The following is a 16,810-nucleotide window of genomic DNA, read 5'->3' on the forward strand; positions in this document are numbered from 1 at the left end:
TCGAGCCGGTTTGCGATACGCCGCTGCCGCGCAGCGCTTACGCGAGGAACAGCCGATACACCGGGTTCGCGGTTTCTTCCCAATGCGGATAGCCGAGCGTCGCCAGAAAGCGGGCGAATTCGCTGTCTTCGCTGGCGGGCACCTGAATGCCGACGAGGATCGAGCTGTAGTCCGCGCCCTGATTCCGATAATGGAACAGGCTGATATTCCAGTTCGGCGCCATCGACGACAGGAACTTCATCAGCGCGCCGGGCCGTTCCGGAAACTCGAAGCGGAACAGGCGCTCATGGTGCGCGAGCGGCGAACGGCCGCCGACCATATAACGGATGTGCTGCTTCGACAGTTCGTCGCCGGTCAGATCGACGGTCGCGAACCCGTGCGATTCGAGCGATGCCGCGATGCGTGCGGACTCGTCGCGGCTTCTGATCTGCACGCCGACGAAAATATGCGCGGACTTCGAATCGGCGATCCGGTAGTTGAACTCGGTCACGCTGCGTGTGCCGATCAGTTCGCAAAAGCGTTTGAAGCTGCCGCGCTCTTCGGGAATCGTCACCGCGAACACGGCTTCTCGCGCTTCACCGACTTCCGCACGTTCGGCGACGAAGCGCATCCGGTCGAAGTTCATGTTCGCGCCGGAGGTGACCGCGATCAGCGTCTGGTTCTCGATGCCTTCGCGCTCCGCATATTGCTTGGCGCCTGCGACCGCAAGCGAGCCGGCCGGTTCGAGCACGCTGCGCGTATCCTGGAACACGTCCTTGATTGCCGCGCACAGCGCATCGGTATCGACGGTCAGCACTTCGTCGAGGTATTGCTGGCACAGCCGGAACGTTTCTTCACCGACCAGCTTCACCGCCGTGCCGTCCGAAAAGAGACCGACTTCGTTCAGCGTGACGCGGTGGCCGGCCTTGATCGATTGCGCCATCGCGCAGGAGTCGTCGGTTTGCACGCCGATCACCTTGATCTCCGGACGCACTTCTTTCACATACGCCGCGACGCCCGCCGCAAGACCGCCGCCGCCGATCGGCACGAAGATCGCGTGGATCGGCCCCTGATGCTGGCTCAGCACTTCCATCGCGACGGTGCCCTGGCCGGCGATCACATACGGGTCGTCGAACGGGTGCACGAAGGTGAGTCCGTGTTGTTCCTGAAGCTGCATCGCATGCGCATAAGCGTCGCTATACGACTCGCCGGCCTGCACGACCTCGACGGTCGGGCCGCCATGCGCGCGCACCGCATCGACTTTCACTTGCGGCGTCGTGACCGGCACGACGATGATCGCCTTCACGCCGAGGCGCGCCGCCGACAGCGCAACGCCTTGCGCATGATTGCCCGCCGATGCGGTGATCACGCCGCGCGACAGCGCGTCGGCCGGAATGTGCGCCATCTTGTTGTACGCGCCGCGCACCTTGAACGAGAAGACCGGCTGGTTGTCTTCGCGCTTCAGGTAAACCGCATTGCGCAGCCGGGCGGACAGGTTGCGCGCATGTTCGAGTTCGGTCTCCCGGGCGACGTCGTAGACGCGCGCGGTCAGGATTTTCTTTAGATAGTCGTTGGAAGCCATGCGATTCACGGCGCGATGCGCTGGACAGGACGGGAAAAGGTCAATGATAGCGCCATACGTGCACGCTCAGACCGGCGGGCGATGGCGCGCGGCACGCGGGATGCTCGGCTTGGCTGGCCGATTTGCCGCGTGAAGCGCGCGATGTGACTGCAAGCGTGACTGCAAGCGCGACCGCAGTCGTGATTGCAAGCCGCCCTGTAAGCCGAATCGAAACCGACCTGACTACCAGCCGGAAAGCCAACGTCAGAGTCGACCTCAAAGCCGACCGGGCGGTCGGCAAATTCCCGGGGCGCGACGGATGCAACCGATGCCGCCAATCCCCCTGACGCCGTCATAGAGGCGTCAACGCGCACCAGGATGATGCGGTAGAATCATCCTTTAGAACAAGGATCGAAAGATGCACTGGCAGCCTCGGATCGCCCACCTGGTGCCCGTCCCGCGCGAGTCTCGACCCGCGGCGCAGCGGCACGTGCGGCATGCACGATCGTGTAGTTGATATCTGAGCGCCGCGAAGCGGCCGGCGTGAGTTCGTCCGCTGCAACCCGCTTCGCCCACGATAAGAATTCCCAGCATTGCGCCCCACGCGCATCGTCAGCCGGCGCCGTCGCCTAATGAGAATCCCGGCGGCGCAGTTTGGCTGACCCACCGAGTCGTCCAACCATGAACGCACCTCAAGTATTCGACCCGCACGGCGCCCCTCACGCAGTGGCCATCGATCCCGCACCGCGCCTGCGCGAAATTCCCTATAACTACACGTCGTTTTCCGATCGCGAAATCGTCATCCGTCTGCTCGGCGCAGAGGCATGGGCCGCGCTCGACGAATTGCGCAGCGAGCGCCGCACCGGCCGCTCCGCGCGGATGCTGTACGAAGTGCTCGGCGATATCTGGGTGGTGCGCCGCAACCCGTATCTGCAGGACGATCTGCTCGACAACCCGAAGCGCCGCAAGCTGCTGACCGAAGCGCTGCATCACCGGTTGGCCGAGATCGAAAAGCGCCGCCGTGCCGATCTGACCGCACATGGCGACGACGCCGGCGTCGATCGCGCGGCGCGCGTCGAGTTGCTGGTGGCCGCGGCGCGCCGCGCGGTCGAATCGTTCGCGAACGAGTTCGAGCAAAGCGCCGAACTGCGGCGCCGCGCGCTGCGCGAGCTGGGCCGCCGCACGCAGAAGGACAACATCCGTTTCGACGGCCTGTCGCGCGTGTCCCACGTGACCGATGCGACCGACTGGCGCGTCGAGTATCCGTTCGTCGTGCTGACGCCGGATAGCGAAGACGAAATCGCGGGTCTCGTGAAAGCGTGCTTCGAGCTCGGGCTGACGGTCATTCCGCGCGGCGGCGGCACCGGCTATACGGGCGGCGCGGTGCCGCTCACGCCATTTTCCGCGGTCATCAATACCGAGAAGCTCGAACAGCTCGGCGCGGTCGAGCTGACCGATCTGCCGGGTGTCGAGCGCCAGGTGCCGACCATCTACTCGGGCGCGGGCGTCGTCACGCGCCGCGTGACCGAGGCGGCCGAACAGGCGGGCTATGTGTTCGCGGTCGATCCGACGTCGCTCGACGCATCGTGCATCGGCGGCAACATCGCGATGAACGCGGGCGGCAAGAAGGCGGTGCTGTGGGGCACCGCGCTCGACAATCTCGCGTGGTGGCGGATGGTCGACCCGGAAGGCAACTGGCTCGAAGTCACGCGTCTCGAGCACAACCGCGGCAAGATTCACGACATTCCCGTGGCGCGCTTCGAACTGAAGTGGTTCGACGGCGAATACGCGCCGGGCGAGAAGCTGTTGCGCACCGAGTCGCTTGAAATCGAAGGGCGGCGCTTTCGCAAGGAAGGCCTCGGCAAGGACGTCACCGATAAATTCCTCGCCGGCCTGCCCGGCGTGCAGAAGGAAGGCTGCGACGGCCTCATCACGTCCGCGCGCTGGGTGCTGCACAAGATGCCCGCGCATACGCGCACCGTCTGCCTGGAATTTTTCGGCCAGGCGCGCGACGCCATTCCGAGCATCGTCGAAATCAAGGACTACCTGTTCGAAACGTCGCGCGAAGGCGGCGCGATTCTCGCGGGCCTCGAGCATCTCGACGAACGCTATCTGCGCGCGGTCGGCTATGCGACCAAGTCCAAACGCAATGCGTTTCCGAAGATGGTGCTGATCGGCGATATTGTCGGCGACGATGCCGACAAGGTGGCGGCCGCCACCTCCGAAGTGGTGCGGATGGCCAACGGCAAGAGCGGCGAAGGCTTCGTCGCGGTGAGCGCGGAGGCGCGCAAGCGCTTCTGGCTCGACCGCAGCCGCACCGCCGCGATCGCCAAGCATACGAACGCGTTCAAGATCAACGAAGACGTCGTGATTCCGCTCAACCGGATGGGCGAGTACACGGATGGCATCGAGCGCATCAATATCGAGCTGTCGATCAAGAACAAGCTGCAACTGGTCGATGCGCTGGAAGCGTTTTTCAAGGCCGGCAAGTTGCCGCTCGGCAAGAGCGACGACGCGAACGAAATTCCGAGCGCCGAACTGCTCGAGGACCGTGTGCAGCATGCGCTCGAGTTGCTGAACCAGGTTCGCGCGCGCTGGACGTTCCTGCGCGACAGGCTCGATTTGTCATTGCGCGAAGCGCAGCACTATCTGGTTGGGCTCGGCTATGCGCCGCTCGCGGAAAAATTCGCGGACCGTGTCGATGCGCAGCCGGGCGTGACGGTGTTCGACGTCACGCAGGACCGCACGATCCGCGTATCGTGGAAGCAGGAAATCCGCGCGGAATTGCGGCAAATTTTCAACGGCGGCGAGTTCAAGCCGATCCTCGACGAAGCGCAGGCCATCCATAAGCAGGTGCTGCGCGGCCGGGTGTTCGTCGCGCTGCATATGCATGCCGGCGACGGCAACGTTCATACGAACATCCCGGTCAATTCCGACAACTACGAGATGCTGCAGGATGCGCATACGGCGGTCGCGCGCATCATGAAGCTCGCGCGAACGCTCGATGGCGTGATTTCCGGCGAGCACGGCATCGGCATCACGAAGCTCGAATTCCTCACCGATGACGAGATCGCCGAATTCCGCGCGTACAAGCAGCGCGTCGATCCGCACGGGCGCTTCAATGCCGGCAAGCTGCTCGAAGGCGCGGACCTGCGCAATGCCTATACGCCGAGCTTCGGCCTGATGGGCTACGAGTCGCTGATCATGCAGCAATCCGATATTGGTGCGATCGCCGATTCGGTGAAGGACTGCCTGCGCTGCGGCAAGTGCAAGCCGGTCTGCGCGACGCACGTGCCGCGCGCGAACCTGCTGTACAGCCCGCGCAACAAGATTCTCGCCACGTCGTTGCTGGTTGAAGCGTTCCTGTACGAGGAGCAGACGCGCCGCGGCGTATCCATCAAACATTGGGACGAATTCAACGACGTCGCCGATCACTGCACGGTGTGCCACAAGTGCGCGACGCCGTGCCCGGTGAAGATCGACTTCGGCGACGTGACGATGAACATGCGCAATCTGCTGCGCAAGATGGGCAAGAAGAAGTTCAACCCGGGCAACGCGGCGGGCATGTTCTTCCTGAACGCGACCAACCCGCAGACCATCAATCTCGCGCGCACCGCGATGATGGGCATCGGCTACAAGGCGCAGCGCCTCGGCAATGACGTGCTGAAGAAGTTCGCGAAGAAGCAGACCGCGCATCCGCCCGCGACCACCGGCAAGCCGCCGGTTGTCGAGCAGGTCATTCATTTCATGAACAAGAAGATGCCGGGCAACCTGCCGAAGAAAACGGCGCGCGCGCTGCTCGACATCGAAGATAACAAGATCGTGCCGATCATCCGCAATCCGCAGGCGACCACCGTCGATTCGGAAGCGGTGTTCTACTTCCCGGGCTGCGGCTCCGAGCGCCTGTTCTCGCAGGTCGGCCTCGCGACGCAGGCGATGCTGTGGGAGGCAGGCGTGCAGACCGTGCTGCCGCCGGGCTACCTGTGCTGCGGCTATCCGCAGCGCGGCTCAGGCCAGTACGACAAGGCCGAGAAGATCGTCACCGATAACCGCGTACTGTTCCACCGCGTCGCGAATACGCTGAACTACCTCGATATCAAGACGGTGGTGGTGTCGTGCGGCACCTGTTACGACCAGCTCGCCGGTTATGAATTCGACAAGATTTTCCCGGGCTGCCGGATTATCGACATCCACGAATTCCTGCTGGAGAAGGGCATCAAGCTCGACGGCGTGAAGGGCACGCGCTACATGTATCACGACCCGTGCCACACGCCGATCAAGACGATGGACCCGGTCAAACTCGTCAACCAGTTGATGGGCTCGGAACAGGACGGCTACAAGATCGAGAAGAACGACCGCTGCTGCGGCGAGTCCGGCACGCTGGCGGTCACGCGCCCGGACGTGTCGACGCAGGTGCGTTTCCGCAAGGAAGAAGAGATCCGCAAGGGTGCGGCGAAGCTGCGCGGCATTCCGCTCGTTGCCGAGGCTGGCTCGAATGCAATCAATATGGCGAATGCGGCCGCCGGCGCGGCCGGCGCGGCGCCCGGCTCGGTGCTCAAGGCGGGCGACGGACCGCAGCCGAACGGCCATGCACATGGTGGAGCCAATGGCGCGGCAAGCGGTGGAGCAAACGGCGCCACGACCGACGTGAAAATTCTGACCAGCTGCCCGTCGTGCCTGCAAGGCCTGTCGCGCTACAACGAAGACGCGAACATCGAAGCGGACTATATCGTTGTCGAAATTGCACGCCATCTGCTCGGCGAAAACTGGATGGCCGACTACGTTGCCCGCGCGAACAATGGCGGAATCGAGCGCGTGCTGGTCTAATGGCACGCATGACGGTATGCGCTCGAGGGCGACGATGGACTGTATCTTCTGCCGTGAAGACGGCGGCGACATTCTGTGGCAGGACGACACGCTGCGTGTCGTCCTCGCCGACGAACACGACTACCCGGGGTTTTGCCGGGTAATCTGGAGCCAGCATGTGGCCGAGTTTTCCGACCTGGCCGATGCGGAGCGCGACCGGATGATGCGCGCGGTGAACGCCGTGGAACGCGCGATGCGACGCGTCCTGAATCCGGTCAAGGTCAACCTGGCGAGCCTCGGCAACCAGGTGCCGCATGTGCATTGGCATGTCATTCCGCGCTTTTCCAACGACGCGCATTTCCCGCTGCCGATCTGGGCGCCGCGTCAGCGGACCGTGTCGGAAGCGCTGCTCTCGCAGCGCCGCGCGCGGGCGACGCTGCTGCGCGACGCGGTGCGCGGCGAAATCGAACAGGCTCTCGCGTGAGGCGACCATGGGTGGACTGACTCCCGACACACCGGTGCCGACCGGCGTCGTCGTGCACGCGCTATCGCGCGTGCTGGAACTGCAGTATGCGAACGGCCAGTCGTACCGGGTGCCGTTCGAACTGATGCGGGTGTACTCGCCGTCGGCGGAAGTGCGCGGCCACGGGCCCGGCCAGGAGACGCTGCAAACGGGCAAGCGCGAGGTGACGATCACCGCGCTGGAAGGCGTCGGCAACTACGCGTTGCAGCCGACCTTCTCGGACGGCCATTCGACCGGCATCTATTCGTGGGATCTGCTGTGGGATCTCGCCACGCGCCAGGACGAACTGTGGCGCGAGTATCTGGACGGCCTCGCCGCAGCCGGCGTCGACCGCGATGCACCGATGCCGGACGCATCACCGGCGCATGGCCACGGCCACCGCCACTGACGCAGCGGCCGATACGGGCTGGTACCATTCGCCCGGCCGCTACGATGCGGCGCAACAATCGTCAAAAAACGCGAAAGGACAAGCGCGATGAGCAAAACCCACTTCGGCTATCAGACGGTCGACGAACAGGACAAGGCGAAGAAGGTGGCGGGCGTGTTCCACTCCGTCGCGTCCAACTACGACCTGATGAACGACCTGATGTCGGGCGGGCTGCACCGCGCGTGGAAGGCGTTCACCATCGCCCAGGCGAATGTGCGGCCGGGCTTCAAGGTGCTCGATATTGCGGGCGGCACCGGCGACCTGTCGAAGGCGTTCGCGAAGCAGGCCGGGCCCAGCGGCGAAATCTGGCATACCGACATCAACGAATCGATGCTGCGCGTGGGCCGCGACCGCCTGCTCGACAAGGGCGTGGTGACGCCCGCACTGCTCTGCGACGCGGAGAAAATTCCGTTTCCGGACAACTACTTCGATGTGGTGACGGTGGCATTCGGCTTGCGCAACATGACGCACAAGGACATCGCGCTTGCCGAGATGCGGCGCGTGCTGAAGCCGGGCGGCCGCCTGCTCGTGCTGGAGTTCTCGAAGGTGTGGGATCCGCTGAAGAAGGCGTACGACGTCTATTCGTTCAAGGTCTTGCCGTGGCTTGGCGAGCGATTTGCCAAAGATGCGGAGAGCTATCGGTACCTCGCCGAATCGATCCGGATGCACCCGGATCAGGAAACTTTAAAAACGATGATGGAACAAGCGGGCCTCGATGGCGTCAAATATTACAATTTGTCAGCTGGCGTGGTAGCCTTGCATACCGGGACAAAGTATTAGCGTCCCTAACCTCTCGTTTCTTAAGGAATTTTCAGAAATGTCCGCTTCGACTCTGTTATCTCATCGTAAGGTTGTGCGGCCATGGGCGAGGAGAATCGGACTGCTCGCCATGGTCGGTGTGCTCACCGCCGGCACGCTCGCGTCGCTCGACGCGGAAGCGCGGCGCATGGGGGGCGGGCGCAGTTTCGGCCGGCAATCCGACTCGTCGATGATGCAGCGGCAGACCACGCCGCCGCCGTCCCAGCCGGCGCAGCCCGGCCAGGCCGCGCCAATGCAGCGCGCGCAACCCGCGCCGGCGCCGGCGCCCGCCGTGCAGCCTAACCGCTCGCGCTGGCTCGGACCGATCGCGGGCCTCGCGGCCGGTCTCGGCATCGCGGCGCTGCTGTCGCACTTCGGGCTGGGCGAAGCGTTCGCCGGCGCCATGGCCAACTTCCTCGTCATCGCGCTGATCGCGCTGGTGGCGATCTGGCTGATCCGCAAATTCTTCGGCCGCAAACGCGATGCGGGTACGCCGGCGTACGCGGGCGGCGCGCCGACGCTCAATGCGGGCGGCAGCGGCTACTCGCAGGAGCCGCGCTATACGGCGCCGCCGAGCGGCACGTATCTCGAGCCGCGAGGCAATCCGCTCACCACGCCGCAACTCGAAGCCGCGCCGGCCGTGCCGGCGAACTTCGATTCGGAAGCGTTCCTGCGCAACGCGAAGGTGTACTTCGTGCGTCTGCAGGAAGCCTGGGATGCGGGCAACATGGCCGATATCCGCGAATTCACCACGCCCGAGATGTTCGCCGAGGTGAAGATCGACCTCGATTCACGCGGCGAGGCGCGCAACCAGACCGATGTCGTGCAACTGAATGCGGAACTGCTCGGCGTCGAAGATCGCGGCAGCGAATATCTCGCGAGCGTGCGCTTCTCCGGGCTGATCCGCGAGACGGTCGGCGGTGCGGCCGAGCCGTTCGTCGAAATCTGGAATCTGTCGCGGTCGACGAAGTCCGGTGAAGGCTGGCTGCTGGCGGGTATCCAGCAGGTCACGCATCACTGAACCGGCTGCGGATATGCGGCGAGGCGACGTTTAGCGGCGACCGCGCTTACTGCCGCATCCGCCGCCCGATACACCGTCGCATAGGCCGTTCGGCCGAAGCGGCCAGAAAGACAACGGACGTTACAATAGGAACCCGCGTGGGCACGCCGCCTGCGCGGGTTTTTTAATTCACCACCCGATGACCCTTGCCGCCAAGCCCTTCGCTGCTGCCGTCAACCATCTGCTCGCCCGCGAATCGTGGGCTCGCGAGCGCCTCGCCCCCTATGCCGGGAAGATCGCCCGGCTGACGTGTTCCCCGGTCGACATGATGCTGCTCGTGCAGCCTGACGGCTATGTGGCCGCGGTCGACGCAAGCGCGGCGCCCCAGGTGGACGTCACGGTAGCGGTGCCGGCCGATGCGCTGCCGGTGTTTCTGCAAGGCGGCCAGGCGGCGGTGATGAAGCACGTGAAGATCGAAGGCGACGCGGAATTCGCGACCTTGATCGCGAAGCTTGCCGAGCATCTGCGCTGGGAGCCGGAAGAAGACCTCGCGCGGCTGATCGGCGACGCTCCCGCATGGCGGATCGCATCGCTCGCGCGCACGGCAAGCGAACAGGCGCGGCGCACCGGGCGCAATCTGCTCGACTCGATCGCCGAATACCTGCTCGACGAAAACCCGCAACTCGTGCGGCGCAGCGCGCTCGACGGCTTCAACGCCGAACTCGCGCGCGCCCGCGATACGCTTGCGCGGGTCGAAAAGCGCATCGAGCGCCTTGAACAAAAGGTCGAAGCCCGCGGCGACGCCGCACCGGGTGCCGCCGCCAACGCGCGCGGCACGCGCTAGTCACCGGGCTCAACCATGCGTTTTCTGCGCTTTCTCAAGATTTTCTTTACCGTCATCCGGTTCGGCCTCGACGAGATGATGCTGAGCCGCATCAACGATCGTCGCGTGCGCCTGCTGCTGCGCATTACGACGATCGGCCGCAAGTTCGAAGACCCGCCGGGCCTGCGGCTGCGTCTCGCGCTCGAAAGCCTCGGGCCGATCTTCGTGAAGTTCGGCCAGGTGCTGTCGACGCGGCGCGATCTGCTGCGCCCCGACATCGCGCATGAGCTCGCGAAGCTGCAGGACCAGGTGCCGCCGTTCGACTCCGACGTCGCGATCTCGATCATCGAGAAAGCGCTGGGCGCGCCGGTCAATGTGCTGTTCGATGATTTCGAGCGGGTGCCGGTCGCGAGCGCATCGATCGCGCAGGTGCACTTTGCGACCGTGAAAGCTGGCCAGCACGCGGGCAAGTCGGTGGCGATCAAGGTGCTGCGCCCGAACATGCTGCCCGTGATCGATTCGGACCTGGCGCTGCTGCGCGACATCGCCGTGTGGGCCGAGCGTTTGTGGGCGGACGGCAAGCGTCTGAAACCGCGCGAAGTGGTCGCGGAGTTCGACAAATATCTGCACGACGAACTCGACCTGATGCGCGAGGCCGCCAACGGCAGCCAGCTGCGGCGCAATTTCGCCGGGCTCGAGCTGCTGCTCGTGCCGGAAATGTACTGGGAGTTCTGCACGCCCAACGTGCTGGTGATGGAGCGCATGGTCGGCGTGCCGATCAGCCAGGTCGAGACGCTGCGCGCGGCGGGCGTCGATATTCCGAAGCTCGCGCGCGAAGGCGTCGAGATCTTTTTCACGCAGGTGTTCCGCGACGGCTTCTTTCACGCGGACATGCACCCCGGCAACATTCAGGTGAGCCTCGATCCTGCGCATTTCGGGCGCTATATCGCGCTCGACTTCGGCATCGTCGGCGCGCTGTCGGACTTCGACAAGAACTATCTCGCGCAGAATTTTCTCGCGTTCTTCAAGCGCGACTACCATCGCGTCGCGACGCTGCACCTGGAATCGGGCTGGGTGCCGCAGAACACGCGCGTCGAGGAACTCGAAAGCGCGATCCGCGCGGTCTGCGAGCCGTACTTCGACCGCGCGCTGAAAGACATCTCGCTTGGCCAGGTGCTGATGCGGCTGTTCTCCACATCGCGGCGCTTCAATGTCGAGATTCAGCCGCAGCTGGTGCTGTTGCAAAAAACGATGCTCAATGTCGAGGGCCTCGGCCGTTCGCTCGACCCGGAACTCGACTTGTGGAAGACCGCGAAGCCGTATCTCGAGCGCTGGATGAACGAGCAGATCGGCTTGCGCGGCTGGTACGAGCGGCTCAAGATCGAAGCGCCGCAGTGGAGCAAGACGTTGCCGCAACTGCCGCGTCTCGTGCACCAGGTGCTCGCGCATCGGCACGATGCGCAGCGCGGCATCAATGACGAAACGATCCGCCAGATTCTGCTCGAGCAGAAGCGGACCAACCGGTTGCTGCAGGGGCTGCTGATGTTCGGCGTCGCGGTCGGCGTCGGCGCGGTGCTCGCGCGCGCCTGGATCGCATTCGCGTACGGCGGTTGAGCCGCTTGCGGTGCGGCGCGCGGTGCCGCCTTCAGACAATTCCCCGAATGCGCGAGCGCGCCGGCCCGCGCCCCGATTTTCGGGGAGCCCACACCGTTTGCGGCTATAATTCAAGGCTTTGCAAGCGCTTCCAGGATTTCTGTAGGGACAAAGGTCATGCCGATTTACGCTTATCGTTGCGAGTCGTGCGGCTTCGGGAAAGACGTGCTCCAGAAACTGAGCGACGCCCCGTTGACGCGTTGCCCGGAGTGCGGCGCCGACGCGTTCCGCAAGCAGGTCACCGCCGCGGGTTTTCAACTGAAAGGCTCGGGCTGGTATGTCACGGACTTCCGTGGCGGCAACTCGAAGTCATCGAACGCGTCGAATGAAGCCGGCAAGAGCGGAGAAGGCGGCGCAGGCAAGAGCGAAGGCGGCAAAAGCGAAGGCGGCAGCGCGACCGCGCCGTCGTCCGAAGGCGGCCAATCCGATACATCCGCCGCGGCTTCCGCACCGGCCGCCACGCCGGCCGCATCGGGCGGCGCAAGCAGCAGTTAGAGCAGTACACCAGCGGTTAGCCGCCCGCAGGGCGGTGGCCGCACCGCGCGAGGCAACGTCCGCGCGGATTTCCGGCGATGCAAATGACGACGAAAAAGACGACGCTCAAATCGGTATTCCTGACCGGCCTGCTGGTGCTGGTGCCGCTTGCCATCACGCTGTGGGTGCTCGGCCTCATCATCGGCACGATGGATCAGACGCTGTTGCTGCTGCCGCAGGCATGGCGCCCCGAGCATCTGTTCGGGTTCCAGCTGCCGGGCCTCGGCGCGCTCCTGACGCTAGCTTTCATCTTCGTCGTCGGGCTGTTGACGCAGAACTTCGTCGGGCAGAAGCTCGTCAGCTGGTGGGAGCTGGTCGTCGCGCGCATTCCGGTCGTCGGTCCGCTTTACACGAGCGTGAAACAGGTGTCGGACACGCTGCTGTCATCGAGCGGCAATGCGTTCCGCAAGGCGTTGCTGATCGAATACCCGCGGCGCGGTTCGTACACCATCGCGTTCCTGACCGGCATTCCCGGCGGCGACGTGGTGAATCACCTGAAGGAAGAGTGCGTGAGCGTGTATGTGCCGACCACGCCGAACCCGACGTCGGGTTTCTTCCTGATGGTGCCGAGAAGCGACGTGGTCGAGCTCGACATGACGGTCGACGCGGCGCTCAAGTACATCGTTTCGATGGGCGTCGTCGCGCCGCCCGCGCCGCAGCCGGTGTCGCCGGCGCGCCGCGCGCCCGTCGAGCCACCCATGTAATACCGGTGCGTGGCGCGACACGCGCTGCGCACCGTTCACTCACGCAAAACGAAAGACAAACATCATGTCGATGAGATCTGAATACTGCGGTCTGGTGACCGAACATCTGCTCGGCCAAAGCGTATCGCTGTGCGGCTGGGTGCAACGGCGCCGCGACCACGGCGGCGTCATCTTCATCGACCTGCGCGATCGCGAAGGCCTCGTTCAGGTCGTGTGCGACCCGGACCGCGCCGACATGTTCAAGACCGCCGAAGGCGTGCGCAACGAGTTCTGCGTGCAGATCAAGGGCGTGGTGCGCAACCGTCCGGAGGGCACGATCAACGCCGGGCTGAAGAGCGGCAAGATCGAAGTGCTGTGCCATGAGCTGATCGTGCTGAACGCGTCGGTCACGCCGCCGTTCCAGCTCGACGACGACAACCTCTCCGAAACCACGCGCCTCACGCACCGCGTGCTCGATTTGCGCCGCCCGCAGATGCAGCACAATCTGCGTTTGCGCTACCGCGTCGCGATGGAAGTGCGCAAGTATCTCGACGCGCAAGGCTTTATCGATATCGAAACGCCGATGCTCACGAAGAGCACGCCGGAAGGCGCGCGCGATTACCTCGTGCCGTCGCGCGTGAACGCGGGCCAGTTCTTCGCGCTGCCGCAGTCGCCGCAGCTGTTCAAGCAGTTGTTGATGGTCGCGAACTTCGACCGCTACTACCAGATCACCAAGTGCTTCCGCGACGAAGACCTGCGCGCGGACCGTCAGCCGGAATTCACGCAGATCGACTGCGAGACGTCGTTCCTGCGCGAGCAGGAAATTCGCGATCTGTTCGAAGCGATGATCCGCCACGTGTTCAAGGAAACCATCGGCGTCGAACTCAGCGATCCGTTCCCGGTCATGCAGTATTCGGAAGCGATGCGCCGTTTCGGCTCGGACAAGCCGGACCTGCGCGTGAAGCTCGAATTCACCGACCTCACCGACGCGGTGAAGGACGTCGAATTCAAGGTGTTCAGCGCGCCGGCCAATACGAAGGACGGCCGCGTCGCGGCGCTGCGCGTGCCGAAGGGCGGCGAACTGTCGCGCGGCGATATCGACAGCTACACCGAGTTCGTGCGCATCTACGGCGCGAAGGGCCTCGCGTGGATCAAGGTCAACGAAGTCGCGAAGGGCCGTGACGGTCTGCAAAGCCCGATCGTGAAGAACCTGCATGACGCGGCGGTTGCGGCGATCATCGAGCGCACCGGCGCGCAGGATGGCGACATCATTTTCTTCGCGGCCGATCGCGCGAAAGTCGTCAACGACAGCCTCGGCGCTCTGCGTCTGAAGATCGGCCATTCGGAGTTCGGCAAGGCGAACGGCCTCGTCGAATCGGGCTGGAAGCCGCTGTGGGTGATCGACTTCCCGATGTTCGAATACGACGAGGAAGAAAACCGCTACGTCGCCGCGCATCATCCGTTCACGAGCCCGAAGGACGAGCACCTCGAGTACCTCGAAACCGACCCGGGCCGCTGCCTCGCGAAGGCGTACGACATGGTGCTGAACGGCTGGGAAATCGGCGGCGGTTCCGTGCGGATCTATCAGGAAGACGTGCAGAGCAAGGTGTTCCGCGCGCTGAAGATCAACGCGGAAGAAGCGCGCCTGAAGTTCGGCTTCCTGCTCGACGCGCTGCAGTACGGCGCGCCGCCGCACGGCGGTATTGCCTTCGGCCTCGACCGGATCGTCACGATGATGGCCGGCGCCGACTCGATCCGCGACGTGATCGCGTTCCCGAAGACGCAGCGTGCGCAAGATCTGCTCACGCAGGCGCCGAGCGAAGTCGACGAGCGGCAATTGCGCGAATTGCATATCCGTCTGCGCCAGTCGGAGCAAAAGGCGCAATGACGCGATAAAAGTGACCTGAGCGGGGAACGAACCGCTCGCTGGGCTTGAGCGCGCCATGCAGAAGCGGCCAAAGCCACGCACGAAAAGGCGCCTGATGGCGCCTTTTTCGCTTTTTGCGTTACATTCGCGGTGAAGACTCACTGAAGCTTCAGATCCATCGACCTGCGTCGCCGACGCTTTCCCCGACTGACGACCCATGCCGAAACCGCCGAAGATTCCCGAATCCGTGCTCGTCGTCATCTACACGCCCGAGCTCGACGTGCTGCTGATCGAACGCGCCGATCGCCCGGCGTTGTGGCAATCGGTGACCGGCGCGCGCAACTACCCGGACGAGCCGTTCGCGGAAACGGCGGCACGTGAAGTGGCCGAGGAGACGGGCATTATCGTCGGCACGCAGACGGTGCCGCGCGACGCGCTGGTCGACTTGCATCACCACGTGCAGTTCGAGATCTTCCCCGAATGGCGGCATCGCTACGCCGAAGGCGTAACGATCAACACCGAGCACTGGTTCAGCCTGCAGGTGCCGCACCGCCTCGAAGTGATCCTCGCACCGCGCGAGCACACCGCGCACATGTGGCTGCCTTACGAGGAAGCGGCGGCGGTCTGCTTCTCATGGTCGAACCGCGACGCGATCCTGCAACTGCCCGAGCGCGTGAGCGGCCGCGGCAACGGGCGTCTCGCATGAGCGGCGGCCAGCGCCGTCTCGCCCATTTCGGACAGAAGCTGCTTGGCCGGCGTTACGGGTCGCGCTACCGCTTTACCACCGGCAACGACGTGCGGCTTTTCAGTTCCGGCGACGCGTATTTCGCCGCGCTGATCGCGCGCATCGATGCCGCGAGCCGCATCGTGACGCTCGAAACCTATATCTTCGCCGACGACGCCGCGGCCCACGCGGTATCCGCCGCGTTGCTGCGCGCCGCCGCGCGCGGCGTGCACGTACGCGTGATCACCGACGGCATCGGCACCGCGCGCCTGCCGATCTTCGACGAGTGGCTCGCGGCGGGCATCGAGCATCGGATCTACAACCCGCATCTGTTCGGCCGCTTCGGCTTCTCGCGCACGCACCGCAAGCTCGCGGCCATCGACGATACGTATGCGTACTGCGGCGGCATCAATATCGTCGACGACTACGATCAGAACGGCGTGCGGCTGCCGCATCCGCGCTGGGATTTTGCGGTCGAGCTGTGCGGTCCGGTGGTGGCGGACGTGCGCGTCGCATTCGATCTGCAGTGGCGCCGCATCCGGCTCGGCCACCGGCCGAAGCCGGCGCCCGACGCGCAAAACGCGAATGCGGAAGCCGTCACCGATCAGTTCGTGCGTGCGCGGCGCCGTGTCCGCAGCGGCGACATGCGCACTGCCGGCGACCCATCGGTCGCATTCGTCGCACGCGACAACATCGTGAACCGCCGTGCGATCGAAAAGGCGTATCTGACCGCGATCGGCCAGGCGCGCGGCGAGGTGCTGCTCGCGAACCCGTACTTCATGCCGGGCAGGAAGCTGCGGCGCGCGCTGATCTTCGCCGCGCAGCGCGGCGTCGACGTGCGGCTCGTGATCGGCCGCAAGGAGTTCCCGATACTCGACTACGCGGTGCCGTTCCTGTACCGCTCATTGCTGCGCGCGGGCGTGAAGATCGCCGAATACGAGCGGACGATGCTGCACGGCAAGGTGGCCGTGGTCGATTCGAACTGGGGCACCGTCGGCTCGTCGAATCTCGACGCATTGAGCCTCGTGCTCAATAACGAAGCGAATGTCGTGCTGGTGCTGCATCGCGAACTCGACCAGTTGCGCGGCGCGATTCTCGCCGCGTTTGCCGGCTCCCGCGCAATCGACGCCGCGCATTACGAGGCCCGACCGCTCTCCGAGCAATTCCTCAGCTGGATCGCTTACCAGAGCTACCGGGCGCTGATGAAGCTGCTGACCGTCGGCGGTTACGACTAGACGCGTCAATCCGGCAGACCGCCGCGCGCCTGCGCTCGCCGGAACCCACCCCGAAAGCGATGACAAACAACAACGAAAAATGCAGACAAATAACTCTAAAAATTTGGCATCGCGCGGAAGATGAATGACGGAAAATTGAAAACCTGGTTAGAAACCCGTTTCTAATAAAGTCCTTGTTTCCTGGACGGCCGCCTCCA

At 64.3% G+C, this 16,810-nt stretch carries 13 protein-coding genes; 12 read left to right on the top strand and 1 reads right to left on the bottom strand.

The window, feature by feature from the left end; genetic code table 11:
* Nucleotides 1-37: 37 nt before the first annotated feature.
* Nucleotides 38-1,561, bottom strand: coding sequence for a threonine ammonia-lyase, biosynthetic (ilvA, locus tag HV675_RS05690; RefSeq protein WP_175109817.1), 1,524 nt, complete (start codon nucleotides 1,559-1,561; stop codon nucleotides 38-40).
* Between the two features lie 660 nt (nucleotides 1,562-2,221).
* On the opposite strand from ilvA, the gene HV675_RS05695 reads away from it, so the two are divergent.
* The 12 genes from HV675_RS05695 to HV675_RS05750 all read left to right on the top strand — a co-directional run bounded on the left by HV675_RS05695 (nucleotide 2,222) and on the right by HV675_RS05750 (nucleotide 16,613).
* Entirely contained in the window at nucleotides 2,222-6,367 is a 4,146-nt protein-coding gene (locus tag HV675_RS05695) for a DUF3683 domain-containing protein (protein ID WP_175109818.1), read from the top strand.
* A 34-nt stretch (nucleotides 6,368-6,401) separates the two neighbouring features.
* Nucleotides 6,402-6,830, top strand: a complete 429-nt coding sequence (locus HV675_RS05700) for an HIT family protein (protein WP_175109819.1) — start codon at nucleotides 6,402-6,404, stop codon at nucleotides 6,828-6,830.
* A 7-nt stretch (nucleotides 6,831-6,837) separates the two neighbouring features.
* On the top strand, nucleotides 6,838-7,257 hold the full coding sequence (locus tag HV675_RS05705) for a gamma-butyrobetaine hydroxylase family protein (protein WP_175109820.1): 420 nt from the start codon (nucleotides 6,838-6,840) through the stop codon (nucleotides 7,255-7,257).
* 87 nt (nucleotides 7,258-7,344) lie between these two features.
* Nucleotides 7,345-8,076, top strand: coding sequence for a bifunctional demethylmenaquinone methyltransferase/2-methoxy-6-polyprenyl-1,4-benzoquinol methylase UbiE (gene ubiE, locus HV675_RS05710; RefSeq protein ID WP_175109821.1), 732 nt, complete (start codon nucleotides 7,345-7,347; stop codon nucleotides 8,074-8,076).
* Between the two features lie 37 nt (nucleotides 8,077-8,113).
* On the top strand, nucleotides 8,114-9,115 hold the full coding sequence (locus HV675_RS05715) for a Tim44 domain-containing protein (RefSeq protein WP_175109822.1): 1,002 nt from the start codon (nucleotides 8,114-8,116) through the stop codon (nucleotides 9,113-9,115).
* A gap of 178 nt (nucleotides 9,116-9,293) precedes the next feature.
* Complete coding sequence (locus tag HV675_RS05720; RefSeq protein WP_175109823.1) at nucleotides 9,294-9,938, top strand: ubiquinone biosynthesis accessory factor UbiJ; 645 nt, start codon at nucleotides 9,294-9,296, stop codon at nucleotides 9,936-9,938.
* Between the two features lie 15 nt (nucleotides 9,939-9,953).
* Nucleotides 9,954-11,531: a ubiquinone biosynthesis regulatory protein kinase UbiB gene (gene ubiB, locus HV675_RS05725; protein WP_175109824.1), complete on the top strand. Its 1,578-nt coding sequence runs from the start codon at nucleotides 9,954-9,956 to the stop codon at nucleotides 11,529-11,531.
* 156 nt (nucleotides 11,532-11,687) lie between these two features.
* A complete protein-coding gene (locus tag HV675_RS05730) occupies nucleotides 11,688-12,065 on the top strand; it encodes an FmdB family zinc ribbon protein (protein WP_175109825.1) in 378 nt (125 codons plus the stop codon).
* A gap of 83 nt (nucleotides 12,066-12,148) precedes the next feature.
* Nucleotides 12,149-12,808: a DUF502 domain-containing protein gene (locus tag HV675_RS05735; RefSeq protein WP_175109826.1), complete on the top strand. Its 660-nt coding sequence runs from the start codon at nucleotides 12,149-12,151 to the stop codon at nucleotides 12,806-12,808.
* Nucleotides 12,809-12,872: 64 nt separating this feature from the next.
* On the top strand, nucleotides 12,873-14,675 hold the full coding sequence (aspS, locus tag HV675_RS05740; RefSeq protein ID WP_175109827.1) for an aspartate--tRNA ligase: 1,803 nt from the start codon (nucleotides 12,873-12,875) through the stop codon (nucleotides 14,673-14,675).
* A 196-nt stretch (nucleotides 14,676-14,871) separates the two neighbouring features.
* On the top strand, nucleotides 14,872-15,360 hold the full coding sequence (nudB, locus tag HV675_RS05745; protein ID WP_175109828.1) for a dihydroneopterin triphosphate diphosphatase: 489 nt from the start codon (nucleotides 14,872-14,874) through the stop codon (nucleotides 15,358-15,360).
* A complete protein-coding gene (locus HV675_RS05750) occupies nucleotides 15,357-16,613 on the top strand; it encodes a phospholipase D-like domain-containing protein (RefSeq protein WP_175109829.1) in 1,257 nt (418 codons plus the stop codon). The genes nudB and HV675_RS05750 overlap by 4 nt, the downstream gene beginning before the upstream one ends.
* Nucleotides 16,614-16,810: the final 197 nt, after the last annotated feature.

This window comes from Paraburkholderia solisilvae, assembly GCF_902859875.1.
Taxonomy (GTDB): Bacteria; Pseudomonadota; Gammaproteobacteria; order Burkholderiales; family Burkholderiaceae; genus Paraburkholderia; species Paraburkholderia solisilvae.

Bases quoted from the DNA above. Each gene is read 5' to 3' on its own strand.
- ilvA (WP_175109817.1), bottom strand. From the start codon at position 1,561: ATGGCTTCCAACGACTATCTAAAGAAAATCCTGACCGCGCGCGTCTAC.
- HV675_RS05695 (WP_175109818.1), top strand. From the start codon at position 2,222: ATGAACGCACCTCAAGTATTCGACCCGCACGGCGCCCCTCACGCAGTG.
- HV675_RS05700 (WP_175109819.1), top strand. From the start codon at position 6,402: ATGGACTGTATCTTCTGCCGTGAAGACGGCGGCGACATTCTGTGGCAG.
- HV675_RS05705 (WP_175109820.1), top strand. From the start codon at position 6,838: ATGGGTGGACTGACTCCCGACACACCGGTGCCGACCGGCGTCGTCGTG.
- ubiE (WP_175109821.1), top strand. From the start codon at position 7,345: ATGAGCAAAACCCACTTCGGCTATCAGACGGTCGACGAACAGGACAAG.
- HV675_RS05715 (WP_175109822.1), top strand. From the start codon at position 8,114: ATGTCCGCTTCGACTCTGTTATCTCATCGTAAGGTTGTGCGGCCATGG.
- HV675_RS05720 (WP_175109823.1), top strand. From the start codon at position 9,294: ATGACCCTTGCCGCCAAGCCCTTCGCTGCTGCCGTCAACCATCTGCTC.
- ubiB (WP_175109824.1), top strand. From the start codon at position 9,954: ATGCGTTTTCTGCGCTTTCTCAAGATTTTCTTTACCGTCATCCGGTTC.
- HV675_RS05730 (WP_175109825.1), top strand. From the start codon at position 11,688: ATGCCGATTTACGCTTATCGTTGCGAGTCGTGCGGCTTCGGGAAAGAC.
- HV675_RS05735 (WP_175109826.1), top strand. From the start codon at position 12,149: ATGACGACGAAAAAGACGACGCTCAAATCGGTATTCCTGACCGGCCTG.
- aspS (WP_175109827.1), top strand. From the start codon at position 12,873: ATGTCGATGAGATCTGAATACTGCGGTCTGGTGACCGAACATCTGCTC.
- nudB (WP_175109828.1), top strand. From the start codon at position 14,872: ATGCCGAAACCGCCGAAGATTCCCGAATCCGTGCTCGTCGTCATCTAC.
- HV675_RS05750 (WP_175109829.1), top strand. From the start codon at position 15,357: ATGAGCGGCGGCCAGCGCCGTCTCGCCCATTTCGGACAGAAGCTGCTT.